At 52.5% G+C, this 12,866-nt stretch carries 14 protein-coding genes; 3 read left to right on the forward strand and 11 right to left on the reverse strand.

Going from position 1 to position 12,866, the window contains the following annotated elements:
- Positions 1 to 98: 98 nt before the first annotated feature.
- Positions 99 to 389: an HTH-type transcriptional regulator gene (locus FHW74_RS11750; RefSeq protein WP_125292777.1), complete on the forward strand. Its 291-nt coding sequence runs from the start codon at positions 99 to 101 to the stop codon at positions 387 to 389.
- 149 nt (positions 390 to 538) lie between these two features.
- On the opposite strand, the gene FHW74_RS11755 is transcribed toward FHW74_RS11750, so the two are convergent.
- The 7 genes from FHW74_RS11755 to FHW74_RS11785 all read right to left on the reverse strand — a co-directional run bounded on the left by FHW74_RS11755 (position 539) and on the right by FHW74_RS11785 (position 5,898).
- On the reverse strand, positions 539 to 697 hold the full coding sequence (locus FHW74_RS11755; RefSeq protein WP_183170606.1) for a Hok/Gef family protein: 159 nt from the start codon (positions 695 to 697) through the stop codon (positions 539 to 541).
- A 324-nt stretch (positions 698 to 1,021) separates the two neighbouring features.
- On the reverse strand, positions 1,022 to 1,180 hold the full coding sequence (locus FHW74_RS11760) for a Hok/Gef family protein (RefSeq protein ID WP_183170607.1): 159 nt from the start codon (positions 1,178 to 1,180) through the stop codon (positions 1,022 to 1,024).
- A gap of 324 nt (positions 1,181 to 1,504) precedes the next feature.
- The gene (locus FHW74_RS11765) at positions 1,505 to 1,663 is read right to left on the reverse strand and encodes a Hok/Gef family protein (protein WP_183170608.1); all 159 of its coding nucleotides are present in this window, start codon (positions 1,661 to 1,663) and stop codon (positions 1,505 to 1,507) included.
- 323 nt (positions 1,664 to 1,986) lie between these two features.
- Entirely contained in the window at positions 1,987 to 2,145 is a 159-nt protein-coding gene (locus FHW74_RS11770; protein WP_183170609.1) for a Hok/Gef family protein, read from the reverse strand.
- A gap of 292 nt (positions 2,146 to 2,437) precedes the next feature.
- Positions 2,438 to 4,507, reverse strand: coding sequence for a glycine--tRNA ligase subunit beta (glyS, locus tag FHW74_RS11775; RefSeq protein WP_183170610.1), 2,070 nt, complete (start codon positions 4,505 to 4,507; stop codon positions 2,438 to 2,440).
- Positions 4,508 to 4,516: 9 nt separating this feature from the next.
- Positions 4,517 to 5,428 carry a glycine--tRNA ligase subunit alpha gene (glyQ, locus tag FHW74_RS11780; RefSeq protein WP_183170611.1) on the reverse strand — a complete coding sequence of 304 codons (912 nt, stop codon included), beginning with the start codon at positions 5,426 to 5,428 and terminating at the stop codon, positions 4,517 to 4,519.
- A 161-nt stretch (positions 5,429 to 5,589) separates the two neighbouring features.
- Complete coding sequence (locus FHW74_RS11785; protein WP_183170612.1) at positions 5,590 to 5,898, reverse strand: YsaB family lipoprotein; 309 nt, start codon at positions 5,896 to 5,898, stop codon at positions 5,590 to 5,592.
- A 173-nt stretch (positions 5,899 to 6,071) separates the two neighbouring features.
- Here FHW74_RS11785 and FHW74_RS11790 point away from each other — a divergent pair, with 173 nt between their 5' ends.
- A complete protein-coding gene (locus FHW74_RS11790) occupies positions 6,072 to 7,067 on the forward strand; it encodes an acyltransferase (protein WP_183170613.1) in 996 nt (331 codons plus the stop codon).
- Here FHW74_RS11790 and FHW74_RS11795 read toward each other — a convergent pair.
- From FHW74_RS11795 to xylA, 4 genes are all read right to left on the reverse strand, one after another.
- Positions 7,060 to 7,977, reverse strand: a complete 918-nt coding sequence (locus tag FHW74_RS11795) for a GlxA family transcriptional regulator (protein ID WP_183170614.1) — start codon at positions 7,975 to 7,977, stop codon at positions 7,060 to 7,062. The genes FHW74_RS11790 and FHW74_RS11795 overlap by 8 nt on opposite strands.
- Positions 7,974 to 8,516 (reverse strand): cysteine hydrolase family protein, encoded by a 543-nt coding sequence (locus FHW74_RS11800; protein WP_183170615.1) that lies wholly within the window; start codon positions 8,514 to 8,516, stop codon positions 7,974 to 7,976. The genes FHW74_RS11795 and FHW74_RS11800 overlap by 4 nt, the downstream gene beginning before the upstream one ends.
- A gap of 107 nt (positions 8,517 to 8,623) precedes the next feature.
- Complete coding sequence (xylB, locus tag FHW74_RS11805) at positions 8,624 to 10,078, reverse strand: xylulokinase (RefSeq protein ID WP_183170616.1); 1,455 nt, start codon at positions 10,076 to 10,078, stop codon at positions 8,624 to 8,626.
- 44 nt (positions 10,079 to 10,122) lie between these two features.
- Positions 10,123 to 11,445, reverse strand: coding sequence for a xylose isomerase (gene xylA, locus FHW74_RS11810; protein WP_183170617.1), 1,323 nt, complete (start codon positions 11,443 to 11,445; stop codon positions 10,123 to 10,125).
- 382 nt (positions 11,446 to 11,827) lie between these two features.
- Between xylA and xylF the strand changes: the two genes are divergently transcribed.
- Positions 11,828 to 12,820: a D-xylose ABC transporter substrate-binding protein gene (gene xylF, locus FHW74_RS11815; RefSeq protein ID WP_183170618.1), complete on the forward strand. Its 993-nt coding sequence runs from the start codon at positions 11,828 to 11,830 to the stop codon at positions 12,818 to 12,820.
- Positions 12,821 to 12,866: the final 46 nt, after the last annotated feature.

Genomic DNA, 12,866 nt, shown 5'->3' on the forward strand with positions numbered 1-12,866 from the left:
AATCACCAACGCAACCATCCCTGATTGCATTTAGGGACTATTCTTAATGTGCTTCTTAGCGTTCACGATCCCGCAGTGTGATTTATGAGGAGTTCTCAATGGAATATAAAGATCCAATGGTTGAGTTGCTCAGCAGCCTTGAGCAGATTGTTTTTAAAGATGATTCACAGAAAGTGACCCTGACCCATAAACCGTCCGCTTTTTCCGAGTTTGAACAACTGCGAAAGAGTACCGGTCTGAAAGTTGATGACCTGGCCCGGGTGATGGGCGTGAGTGTTGCCATGGTGCATGAATGGGAATCAAAACGCGTAAAACCCTCCAGCACCGAACTGAAGCTGATGCGCCTGATTCAGGCGAACCCGATGCTCAGTAAGCAGTTGATGGAATAATTTTATTGCTCTGTATCCTTTTGGTTTTCCTGGTCGTGACAACCCCCGTTTAAAACGGGGGTTGTGTGTTTTTAGAGATCAGTGTGGGTGCCTTCAGGCCCAACCCGTCAGTTGACTGAAATGCGGGAGATTGCTCTCCCGCACTGCAATTACTTCCCTGCTTCGTAAGCAAGGACCGCCCGTAATTCATTGTTTTGTTCTTTAAGAGTGAATTCACACAAACGATCCTTCACCATCCAGATAAAACAAAGCAGCGTTACGCATATCACTAATAAGCAGAGAAATGTGTATTTATACTTTACAGGCATAATTGCCTCCTTCAGTTGAAGGGGCTACAATCCAACTGTTGGTGTTGGGATTGCGGCCCCGTTAATTAAATGGATTTAATTACGGGGCTTTCGTCTATCCAACCTTCGCGTCATGCTCCGGCTAAATAGCCTTGAGCACCCGAAGTGATAGTAATCATTTTTATGGCGCAAATAATTAACGGAACCGCTAATAACACTGGCGTTTTAGATAAATAAAATTGTTTTCGGATAATGGCTGGAGCAATATCCAGGAATAAATTTGGGTGCCTTCAGGCCCAACCCGTCAGTTGACTGAAATGCGGGAGATCGCTCTCCCGCACTGCTTTACCTCCCTGCTTCGCAGGCAAGCACTGCCCGTAATTCACTGTTTTTCTCTTTAATGCTGAATTCACAAAGCCGATCCTGCACTATCCAGATAAAACAGAGAATGGTTAAACATATCACTAATACACTCAGAAATGTGTATTTATGCTTTACAGGCATAATTGCCTCCTTCGTTGGAAGGGGCTACAATCAAACTGTTTCGGTTGTGATTGTGGCCCCGTTAATTAAATGGATTTAATTACGGGGCTTTCGTCTATCCAACCCTTGCATCATGCTCCGGCTAAATAGCCTTGAGCACCCGAAGTGATAATAATGAGTTTTTTGGCGCAAATAATTAACGGAACCGCTAATAACGCCGGTGTTGTAGATAAATAAAATTGTTTTCGGATAATGGCTGGGGCAATATCCAGCAATAAATTTGGGTGCCTTCAGGCCCAACCCGCCAGTTGACTGAAATGCGGGAGATCGCTCTCCCGCACTGCTTTACCTCCCTGCTTCGCAGGCAAGCACTGCCCGTAATTCACTGTTTTTCTCTTTAATGCTGAATTCACACAGCCGATCCTGCACTATCCAGATAAAACAGAGAATAGTTACACATATCACTAATAAGCAGAGAAATGTGTATTTATATTTTACAGGCATAATTGCCTCCTTCGTTGGAAGGGGCTACAATCAGACTGTTTGGGTGTGATTGCGGCCCCGTTAATTAAATGGATTTAATTACGGGGCTTTCGTCTATCCAACCCTTGCATCATGCTCCGGCTAAATAGCCTTGAGCACCCGAAGTGATAGTAATCATTTTTATGACGTAAATAATTAACGGAACCGCTAATAAGACTGGTGTTTTAGATAAATAAAATTGTTTTCGGATAATGGCTGGAGCAATATCCAGGAATAAATTTGGGTGCCTTCAGGCCCAACCCGCCAGTTGACTGAAATGCGGGAGATCGATCTCCCGCACTGCTTTACCTCCCTGCTTCGCAGGCAAGCACTGCCCGTAATTCACTGCTTTTCTCTTTAATGCTGAATTCACACAGCCGATCCTGCACTATCCAGATAAAACAGAGAATAGTTACACATATCACTAATAAGCAGAGAAATGTGTATTTATACTTTACAGGCATAATTGCCTCCTTCGTTGGAAGGGGCTACAATCCAACTGTTTGGAGTTGGGATTGCGGCCCCGTTAATTAAATGGATTTAATTACGGGGCTTTCGTCTATCCAACCCTTGCGTCATGCTCCGGCTAAATAGCCTTGAGCACCCGTCAACGATAATACCGATCTTTAACTTATCCATAATTAGTCTAACCGGTAACAGAACGGCTATTTTTAATAAATAATTATGTTTTAAGATAACGTCAAAAATAAAAAACCCGCCTTGCGTAGCGGGTTTTTTCATTTACTACAACAACCGTTACTGCAGCAGAGAAATATCCGCGACCTGCAGGAACAATTCGCGTAGCTTAGACAGCAGCGTCAGACGGTTAACGCGCAACTCCTGATCGTCTGCCATCACCATTACTTTATCGAAGAAGGCATCGACCGGGGCGCGCAATGCGGCCAGTTCCACCAGCGCCTGCTGGTATTCACCTTTGGCAAAAGCTGGCTCCAGTTTATCGCGCAGGATAACCAACTGACGCGCCAGTTCGATTTCTTCCGGTTCTTTCAGTACCGAAGCGCGGACATGGTCGTGCAGCGTTTCGGTGGATTTCGCCAGAATATTCGATACACGCTTGTTGGCAGCTGCCAGCGCAGAAGCCGCTTCCAGGGTACGGAAATGCGATACCGCTTTCATGCGGGCATCAAAATCCGCCGGTTTGGTCGGACGACGCGCCAGCACGGCCTGGATGGTATCCACGCTATGGCCTTCTTCCTGATACCATGCGCGGAAACGGCCCAGCATAAAGTCGATGACGTCATCAACCACGTTGGCGTTGGTGAGCTTGCTACCATACAAACGTACCGCTTCTTCCGTCAGGGTTTGCAGATCGAGCGGCAGGTTTTTCTCAACGATGATACGCAACACGCCGAGCGCAGCGCGACGCAGCGCAAACGGGTCTTTATCGCCTTTGGGATGCTGGCCGATGCCAAAAATACCCGCCAGGGTATCCATTTTGTCGGCGATCGCCACCGCACAAGCCACCGGGTTAGACGGCAGAGCGTCGCCCGCGAAACGCGGCTGGTACTGCTCGTTCAGCGCCACGGCAACGTCTTCCGCCTCACCATCGTGACGGGCATAGTGCATCCCCATCACGCCCTGGGTGTCAGTAAACTCGAACACCATGTTGGTCATCAGATCGCATTTGGACAGCAGGCCAGCGCGGGTCGCATGATTCACATCCGCACCAGTTTGCCCGGCAATCCAACCGGCAAGCGCTTGAATACGGTCAGTTTTATCGCGCAATGTGCCTAACTGCTGCTGGAACAACACGGTTTCCAGACGCGGCAGATGCTCTTCAAGACGCTTTTTGCGGTCGGTATTAAAGAAGAACTCCGCATCCGCCAGACGCGGGCGCACTACTTTTTCGTTACCAGAAATAATCTGCTGCGGATCTTTAGATTCGATATTCGCCACAAAGATGAAGTTAGGCAGCAGCTTCCCGTTATTGTCATATACCGGGAAGTACTTCTGGTCGCCTTTCATGGTGTAAACCAACGCTTCCGCCGGTACTGCCAGGAATTTCTCTTCGAATTTGGCGGTCAGCACGACTGGCCATTCCACCAACGAGGTGACTTCTTCCAGCAGGCTTTCGCTCAGATCGGCATTGCCGCCAATTTTACGTGCGGCCTCTTCGGCGTCGGCTTTGATTTTGGCTTTGCGCTGCTCATAGTCGGCAATGACCTTACCGCGCTCCAGCAGGATATCCGGATACTGATCGGCACGTTCAAGGGTGAATTCCGGCTCGCCCATAAAGCGATGCCCGCGGATCACGCGATCGGACTGAATGCCGAGGATATTGGCCGGGATCAGTTTGTCATCCAGTAATAGCGTAACGGTATGCACCGGGCGCACAAAATGAACGTCGGACGCGCCCCAACGCATCAGTTTCGGAATCGGCAATTTCGCCAGCGAAACGCTGATCATGCCCGGCAGAAGCGCTTCAACGCTTTCGCCTTTGACGTGAGCGCGATACAGCAGCCATTCGCCTTTGTCGGTGGTTAACCGTTCAGCCTGATCGACGGTAATACCGCAGCCGCGCGCCCAGCCTTCCGCCGCTTTGCTCGGCTTGCCTTCGGCATCAAAGGCCTGGGCAATGGCCGGGCCGCGTTTTTCCACTTCACGATCCGGCTGAGATTCCGCCAGATTAGCGATTTTCAGCGCCAGACGACGCGGCGCAGCGAACCATTTCACCTCGCCGTGAGCGATATTGGCCGCATCGAGTTCAGCAGTAACGTTCGCAGCGAAGGATTCCGCCAGGCTGCGCAGAGCTTTTGGTGGCAGCTCTTCAGTGCCGATCTCCACCAGAAAAGTTTTTTCAGACATGGCAGCCTCTTAATTGTTTCTGTTACACATCGGGAAGCCCAGCGCTTCACGGGAAGCGTAGTAGGCTTCCGCCACAGCTTTGGTGAGCGTACGAATGCGCAAGATATAGCGCTGACGCTCGGTTACCGAGATGGCCTTACGGGCATCCAGCAGGTTGAAGCTGTGGGCGGCTTTCAGAATACGTTCATAGGCTGGCAACGGCAGCGGGGTTTCCAGCGCCAGAAGCTGCTGGGCCTCTTTCTCATACTGCTCGAAGCAGGTGAAAAGAAAATCCACGTCCGCGTATTCGAAGTTATAGGTCGATTGTTCCACTTCATTTTGATGGAACACGTCGCCGTAGGTGGTTTTACCCAGCGGGCCGTCGCTCCATACCAGATCGTAAACACTGTCCACGCCCTGGATATACATAGCGAGACGCTCAAGACCGTAGGTGATTTCACCGGTCACCGGCTTACATTCAAGGCCGCCAACCTGTTGGAAGTAAGTGAATTGAGTGACTTCCATACCGTTCAGCCATACTTCCCAGCCGAGACCCCAGGCGCCCAGCGTCGGGTTTTCCCAGTTATCTTCCACGAAGCGAATGTCATGAATCGTTGGGTCCATACCCAGCTCTTTCAGCGATCCGAGGTACAGTTCCTGAATATTGTCCGGCGACGGTTTGATGATCACCTGGAACTGATAGTAGTGCTGTAAACGGTTGGGGTTTTCGCCGTAGCGGCCATCGGTCGGGCGGCGGGAAGGCTGCACATAAGCGGCAGCGATAGGCTCAGGCCCGAGCGCACGCAGACAGGTCATAGGATGTGAAGTGCCGGCGCCGACTTCCATATCCAGCGGTTGAACGATGGTGCAGCCCTGGCGGGCCCAGTAATCCTGTAAGGTCAGGATCAAGCCCTGAAAGGTCTTGGTATCAAACTTTTGCATGTTGATTTCGCACGCGATACGAGTGGGTTTAAGTGGAAGCGACCAGTATATACTCAAAAGGCTCAACGTTGCATCACGGGGGCAACGGAACGGGGCGTCAAAACGGGCTTCAGGATGGAATTCCGGCGATTATTTAAGGTTATTACCCACCGTTAAGCGCATTAACGCATCGACAGGTGTAAAAACTGCCCATCCAGATCGAACGCGCAGGTAAAACCTTCATGGCGTGCGGTGCTACCTTGCATTTCATAACTGCCCTGGAATGCATCGAAATCGGTAATATGGATATTTTGACTAGTGAGGTTATAGCGATGGGCCGCGTTTTCCCGGCACTGGTTTTCCATTGCCAGCGAATGCATCGGCGTGACTTTCGCTTTTTGGGCGTGCTGTGGCTGCGTTTCCTGGCTGGCGCAACCAGCAAGAAGGATGACGGCGGCAAGCATAGAAAAGCGTATGGGTGTCGTAGTCATTATACTTTGCTATCCGTATTGAGGGGTTATACGTGCGTTCAGGACAGAACGCATTGTGGCTGGCCCGCGCGGCACCTCGCAAGCCCTGGAAAGCAAACTCGGAATGATCCCGAGTACAGTGATAATTAATAGACCGACACTAGCGGAATAGCAAAGTATGAGCCGGGGAGAAAATGCAGCACAAAATAAACTGGATAGATAACCTGCGCGGTATCGCCTGCTTAATGGTGATTATGATTCACACCACGACCTGGTATATTACCAACGCCGACGTGGTCACGCCTTTTAGCTGGAATTTTTCCAATGCTTTGAATTCCGCCTCGCGCGTCAGCGTTCCGCTCTTTTTTATGATTTCTGGCTACCTGTTTTTCGGCGAACGCAGCGCCGAACGACGCCACTTTTTACGCATCGGATTATGTCTGCTGTTTTACAGCACCGTTGCGTTTCTCTATATCACACTGTTTACCTCCATCAGCCCGCGGTTATCGATCATCAATCTGTTGCAAAAACCGGTGTTTTATCACCTGTGGTTTTTCTTCGCGATTATCGTTATCTACCTGTTATCGCCATTGATTTCGGTAAAAAAGGTTGGCTTGCCGGTGATTTTTGGCGTGCTGTTGGTGGCTGGCGTGATCGCAAACCCCAATACGGTGCCGCAAAGTTTCCACGGCATGAAATGGCTGCCGGTTAACTTGTATATCAATGGCGATACGTTTTATTACGTGCTGTATGGGTTATTGGGCCGCGCGCTTGGGATGCTGGAAACACATTATCGCCGTTATACCGTTATCGCCGCGCTGGCCTTTATCACCTGCGTCACGTTAATCAGCCTGGGAACGCATTCGGAACTGGCGCGGCAGGGCAATTTCAGCGACACCTTTTATCTTTACTGCGGGCCACTGGTGTTTATCGCCGCCCTGAGCCTGTTTGTGGTGGTCAAAAACACGCTTAACGCCCGTCCATTGCCAGGGTTGGCGTTAATATCTCGCCACTCGCTCGGCATTTACGGCTTCCATGCTCTGTTTATTCATGCGCTGCGCACTCGCCATATTGAAATCACGCACTGGCCGGTGCTGGATATCATCTGGATTTTTAGCGCCACGCTGGTCGGTTCGTTGATTCTTTCCGTGCTGTTGCAGCGGATTGATACGCGAAAGCTGGTTAGCTAGCGCGCTGTCGGGCGCGATACAGCTGGCGCGGTGATGAAAATCCCGCCGCATGGCAGGCCTGTTCAACGCCCTGCCCTTGTAACAGGCGTTGTTCAGCCTGCGCCAGGCGAAGCTGCTCCAGATAATCGCGCACGCTAATGCCCAGATGCTGCTGGAATAAGCGCGACAGGTGACGCGGGCTGACAAACACCCGTGCGGCGATATCCGGTAGCCGCCATTCAGATTCCGGCGCTCCCGACAGCAGATCCTGCGCTTTATGGACCGCCGGATGCATATGATTACGATAGCGAAGCCAGGGCGAGAGCTGCGGGTCCTCCCCCGAACGGCGGAACCACACCACCATTTCCCGGGCCACGTCTAACGCCAACTGTGGGCCATGCAGCCGGTTAATCAGATGCAGGGATAAATCGATACCGGAGGTAATACCCGCGCTGGTCCAGATGCCGCGATCTTCAACAAAAATCCGCCCTTCCCGCACAATAGCGCCCGGTTCAGCGGCTTTAAGCCGCGTTATCACATCGTGATGCGTGGTGCATTCTACGCCGTGCAACAGCCCGGAACGCGCCGCCAGCAGCGAGCCGGAACAAACGCAGACCAGCTGGATATCCCCGCACTGGATAGCGGCAAGTTGGCGGCCCAGCCAGCGTCGCGCCTCTACCGCCTGAGGCGTATCGAAATAGCGCGTAGAATCGCTGACACCGGAAAGCACCAGCAGGCTTTTTTTCGGTAGATGTTCAGGTAGCGGGCCGATGCCGCCCATAGTCAACCCGATCGAGGTGCTAACTTCCGGCTCCGGCCCAATGTAATGCAGACTGAACGCTTCGCTTGCCAGGCCCAGCGTTTCCGCAGGCCCGATCATGTCCAGCGCCAGCGTGCCGGGCAACACCAAAAACCAGACATCTGTTTTCATCTCAGCGACTCCAGGCATTCAGCGACCGTTTGCACCGTGGCGAATCGGCCTTCCAGCACCGTTTCAGTACGATGCCGCAGGGTTTGGCTATCCAGCGTAATGTCTTTATAGCGCATCGCAAAGGTCAGCATCGCTTCAGAGACAAAACTTACCCGATACCCCAGGTCAGACGCCACGCGGGTGGTGGTTTCACAGCACTGCTCGGTGCGTATCCCACAAATAATCAGGTGGTTAATTCCGCGCACGCGTAACCAGTGGTCCAGGCCCGTGTCGGTAAACGCGTTATGAACATGCTTATGGAAAGTGATATCTGCCTGATGCGTCAGAAAAGGCATCGGCTTCACATAGCCGGACTCCAGCGAAAACGGCCCCTGATCGGCTACGTGGAAAATATCCACCACCGGGATGTCCCGCTTTTGGCAACCGGCAATGAGTTGGGAAATCGCCAACTGGAAATCAGAGAAGTCGCTATCTTCCCAGTAATCGCGATGAAAGAAAGAAACTTGGGTATCGATGTTGATTAATGCGGATGGTGACATTTCAGGACGCCTCGCTCAGTGGGTGTAACCCCATTCTGGCAAGGCATCTGAAGCCCGGTAATACCAAAAACGGACAAAGAAAGGTAAAACCAGGACGTCTCGCTCTGCTACTTCATCAACGGCGCTAACTGCTGATAAATTTGCCGGAATGTCTCACGTCTTTCGCTGTAGCGGTTAAAGTTAGCGTCGTCAGGCTGATGTTGCTGTTCCAGATGCAGCGGCGGCAGTAAATCTTGCAGCGGACGCCCAGGTGAAAGCGCAATCTGCGCCAGACGCGCCGCGCCCAGCGCCGGGCCGACATCGCCGCCGGTGCGGTAATCGAGGATTTGCCCGCTGATGTCCGCCAGCATTTGCCGCCAGTATTCACTGCGCGCCCCGCCGCCGATCAGCGTGACGCTCTTTGGTTGCAATCCGCAGCTGTGGACGACGTCCATGCCGTCAGCCAGCGCATACCCCACCCCTTCAAGCACCGCCTGCGCCAGCTCCGCCGGGCCATGCTGATGCGTCATGCCAAAAAATACGCCTTTGGCGTTCGGGTTGTTATGGGGGGTCCGCTCGCCGGAGAGATAGGGAAGGAACCATACCGGGCCAGCATCGACGTTGGCCTGTTTTGCCGCGTCAATTAACGCCGGGACGCTGCCCAAACCGGTGAGTTTGGCTGCCCAGTCCAGACAGGACGCGGCGCTCAGCATGACGGACATCAGGTGCCAGCGTTTAGGCAATGCGTGGCAGAAGCTGTGAACCGCGCTCTCCGGCTTCGACAGAAAACCCTCGCTGACCGCGAAGTAGACGCCAGACGTTCCCAGGGAGAGCATCGCCTGCCCGGCATCGGCAATGCCGACGCCAACTGCGCCCGCGGCGTTATCGCCGCCGCCTGCAACGACTGGCACCGCAGGCATATTCCAGCGGTTGGCGATGTCCGCCGTTAAACGTCCGGTCACCTCGCTGCCTTCAAACAATGCGGGCATGTGCTGACGCGTTAACCCACATGCTTCCAGCATTTCGTCACTCCAGTCGCGCTTGCCGACGTCCAGCCACATCGTTCCTGCGGCATCAGACATATCGCCTGCAAACTCACCGGTCATCCGCAAGCGGAGATAATCCTTCGGTAACAAAATCTTGTCGACCTGCTCAAATACCGCCGGTTCATGGCGTTGCACCCATAGCAACTTGGGCGCAGTAAAGCCCGGCATCATCAGGTTGCCGGTGATAGATCGGGAATCGGCAATTCTGGCCTCAAGCAGTTGGCACTCTTCACCGCAGCGACCGTCGTTCCATAATATCGCCGGGCGCAGCACCCGCTGTTGTTTATCCAGTAGCGTTGCGCCATGCATCTGCCCCGCGATGCCTAAAGCCTTCACCGCTTTCAGGCTATGCTGCGCGCCCAGCGCCTGCATGGCCTTGTCGGTGGCTTGCCACCATGATTCGGGATCCTGCTCAGACCACAATGGATGGGGGCGCGATACCGTCAGGGGCTCGGAATGCGTCGCCAGCAGCTCGCCCTCCTCGCCCAGCAAAATGACTTTCACGCCCGAGGTTCCCAAATCAATCCCGATATACATGGCGGCAACTCCTTAATCAGCGCCACCGTTGTGGCGCAGGGGGTTTAACGATCGAACAGATAGTGATTGACCAGATTTTCCAACAGCTCCTGATGCCCGCTCTGATGACGCGGCGCCAGGTTTTGCTGTTCAGCGTACTTCGCTAATTGCTCCAGCGAGAGCTGCCCTTTCAGAATTTGCTGGCCCAGTTCACCATTCCAGCCAGCGTAGCGTTTGGCGACGCGGCTATCCAGCTCGCCGTCCTCAATCATGCGCGCCGCGACTTTCAGCGCCAGCGCCATGGTATCCATCGCGCCGATATGCCCATAGAACAGATCGTATTTATCGGTACTTTGGCGGCGTACTTTGGCATCGAAGTTCAGCCCGCCAGTGGTGAAGCCTCCCGCCTTGATGATTTCATACATCACCAGCGCGTTCTCTTCCACGCTAATTGGGAACTGGTCGGTATCCCAGCCCAGCTGCGGGTCGCCGCGGTTGGCATCAACGGAACCGAATACGCCCAGCGCAATTGCGCTGGCAATCTCATGATGGAAAGAGTGCCCGGCCAGCGTAGCGTGGTTGGCTTCAATATTGACCTTGATTTCTTTTTCCAGGCCAAACTGTTTCAGGAAGCCGTATACCGTCGCCACATCATAATCGTACTGGTGTTTCGTCGGTTCCTGCGGTTTCGGCTCAATCAGTAACGTCCCCTGGAAGCCAATTTTATGTTTGTGCTCAACCACCATTTGCATGAAACGGCCAATCTGCTCGCGCTCCTGGCGTAAATCGGTATTAAGCAGCGTTTCATACCCTTCGCGACCGCCCCACAACACGTAGTTTTCACCGCCCAGACGGTGCGTGGCGTTCATCGCCGTCACCACTTGGGTGGCAGCCCAGGAAAAGACTTCCGGATCCGGGCTGGTTGCCGCGCCTGCGCCATAGCGCGGGTTAGTGAAGCAGTTGGCGGTGCCCCACAGTAATTTCACGCCTGACTGCTGCTGCTTTTGCTCAAGCACATCGACCATATGGTGGAAATTATTGAGATATTCTTTTAGCGACGCCCCTTCCGGCGAGACATCAACATCATGGAAGCAGTAGTACGGCACGTTCAGCTTATGGAAAAATTCAAACGCCACTTCCGCTTTACGGGCCGCCAGCGCCAGCGCATCGCCCGGTTGCTGCCAGGGGCGATCGAAAGAACCGACGCCAAACATATCTGCGCCATTCCAGCAGAAGGTGTGCCAGTAGCACGCGGCGAACCGCAGGTGATCTTCCATGCGTTTACCCAGCACCTTTTGGTCCGGGTTGTAATGACGAAACGCCAGAGGATTCGATGTCTCAGGTCCTTCATATTTCACACGTTCAAGCTGGTCGAAATAACTTTGCATAATTAACTCCGTAATCAGAGAGCGGGTTCGAGCACTGTGTAAAATAATCCTGGATATTACCCGCCCGTTCCTCAATTACGTTATTTCACACTGCCATTAAGATAATGCACAAACGCGCCACCGGTCACAAAAACTCTATTTACAGAAATGACAAAAGTGCGAGGAATTATCCAGAACCAGGTAATCCAGGTGATTTGTTAAATTTAAAATTCGATCGCGGTCATAAAACAGAAAACAAACAAAAAAACGTAATGCCAGGACGAAAATCTGTAATTGAAGGTTCGCTGCTTCCAGGTCAAAACTCTAAACGTTTACTGAAAAGAACGTCTCTTTACTCTGAGTTGTAATACGCCACTATCACCCTACAACAGGTATTAACACTATGAAGATAAAGAACCTTGCCCTCACCCTGTGCGCTTCTTTGCTGCTCACCAGCATGAGCGGCATCGCCAAAGAAGTGAAAATCGGCATGGCAATTGACGACCTTCGTCTGGAACGCTGGCAAAAAGACCGCGATATTTTCGTCAATAAGGCGGAAGCGCTCGGCGCGAAAGTGTTTGTACAATCCGCGAATGGCAACGAAGAAACCCAAATGTCGCAGATCGAAAACATGATAAACCGCGGCGTGGATGTATTAGTGATCATTCCTTACAACGGCCAGGTATTAAGCAACGTGGTGGCGGAAGCCAAACGCGAAGGAATTAAAGTATTAGCCTATGACCGAATGATTAATAACGCCGACATCGATTTTTATATTTCTTTTGATAACGAAAAAGTCGGCGAATTACAGGCTAAAACCCTGGTCGATAAAGTGCCGCAGGGTAATTACTTCCTGATGGGCGGTTCGCCGGTGGACAATAACGCCAAACTGTTCCGCGCCGGGCAGATGAAAGTGCTGAAGCCATTTATCGATGACGGCAAAATTCATATCGTCGGCGATCAGTGGGTAGACGGCTGGTTGCCTGAAAACGCGCTGAAAATCATGGAAAACGCCTTAACGGCGAATAATAACAAAATCGATGCCGTGGTTGCCTCCAACGACGCCACCGCAGGCGGCGCGATCCAGGCGCTGAGCGCCCAGGGGCTGGCGGGCAAAGTCGCCATTTCCGGGCAGGATGCGGATCTGGCTGGCGTGAAACGCATCATTGCCGGTACCCAGACCATGACGGTATATAAACCGATTACCGAACTCGCTACTACCGCCGCAGAAATCGCTGTCGAGCTGGGTAATGGGCAAGCGCCAAAATCCGACGCGAAGTTGAACAACGGGCTGAAAGATGTACCGGCTCGTCTGCTGAATCCTATCGAAGTGGATAAAACCAATATCGAATCTACCGTCATCAAAGACGGCTTCCACAAGCAAAGCGATTTGTAATCTCTGGGCGCCCGCAGCCTTTGCGGGCGCTATCGGCCTGAATTCA

The sequence above is a fragment of the Atlantibacter sp. RC6 genome, assembly GCF_014193285.1.
Lineage (GTDB): Bacteria > Pseudomonadota > Gammaproteobacteria > Enterobacterales > Enterobacteriaceae > Atlantibacter.

What these genes read in the sequence shown, in the direction of transcription:
- FHW74_RS11750 (WP_125292777.1), top strand. Translation starts at nt 99, where the DNA reads ATGGAATATAAAGATCCAATGGTTGAGTTGCTCAGCAGCCTTGAGCAG.
- FHW74_RS11755 (WP_183170606.1), bottom strand. Translation starts at nt 697, where the DNA reads ATGCCTGTAAAGTATAAATACACATTTCTCTGCTTATTAGTGATATGC.
- FHW74_RS11760 (WP_183170607.1), bottom strand. Translation starts at nt 1,180, where the DNA reads ATGCCTGTAAAGCATAAATACACATTTCTGAGTGTATTAGTGATATGT.
- FHW74_RS11765 (WP_183170608.1), bottom strand. Translation starts at nt 1,663, where the DNA reads ATGCCTGTAAAATATAAATACACATTTCTCTGCTTATTAGTGATATGT.
- FHW74_RS11770 (WP_183170609.1), bottom strand. Translation starts at nt 2,145, where the DNA reads ATGCCTGTAAAGTATAAATACACATTTCTCTGCTTATTAGTGATATGT.
- glyS (WP_183170610.1), bottom strand. Translation starts at nt 4,507, where the DNA reads ATGTCTGAAAAAACTTTTCTGGTGGAGATCGGCACTGAAGAGCTGCCA.
- glyQ (WP_183170611.1), bottom strand. Translation starts at nt 5,428, where the DNA reads ATGCAAAAGTTTGATACCAAGACCTTTCAGGGCTTGATCCTGACCTTA.
- FHW74_RS11785 (WP_183170612.1), bottom strand. Translation starts at nt 5,898, where the DNA reads ATGACTACGACACCCATACGCTTTTCTATGCTTGCCGCCGTCATCCTT.
- FHW74_RS11790 (WP_183170613.1), top strand. Translation starts at nt 6,072, where the DNA reads ATGCAGCACAAAATAAACTGGATAGATAACCTGCGCGGTATCGCCTGC.
- FHW74_RS11795 (WP_183170614.1), bottom strand. Translation starts at nt 7,977, where the DNA reads ATGAAAACAGATGTCTGGTTTTTGGTGTTGCCCGGCACGCTGGCGCTG.
- FHW74_RS11800 (WP_183170615.1), bottom strand. Translation starts at nt 8,516, where the DNA reads ATGTCACCATCCGCATTAATCAACATCGATACCCAAGTTTCTTTCTTT.
- xylB (WP_183170616.1), bottom strand. Translation starts at nt 10,078, where the DNA reads ATGTATATCGGGATTGATTTGGGAACCTCGGGCGTGAAAGTCATTTTG.
- xylA (WP_183170617.1), bottom strand. Translation starts at nt 11,445, where the DNA reads ATGCAAAGTTATTTCGACCAGCTTGAACGTGTGAAATATGAAGGACCT.
- xylF (WP_183170618.1), top strand. Translation starts at nt 11,828, where the DNA reads ATGAAGATAAAGAACCTTGCCCTCACCCTGTGCGCTTCTTTGCTGCTC.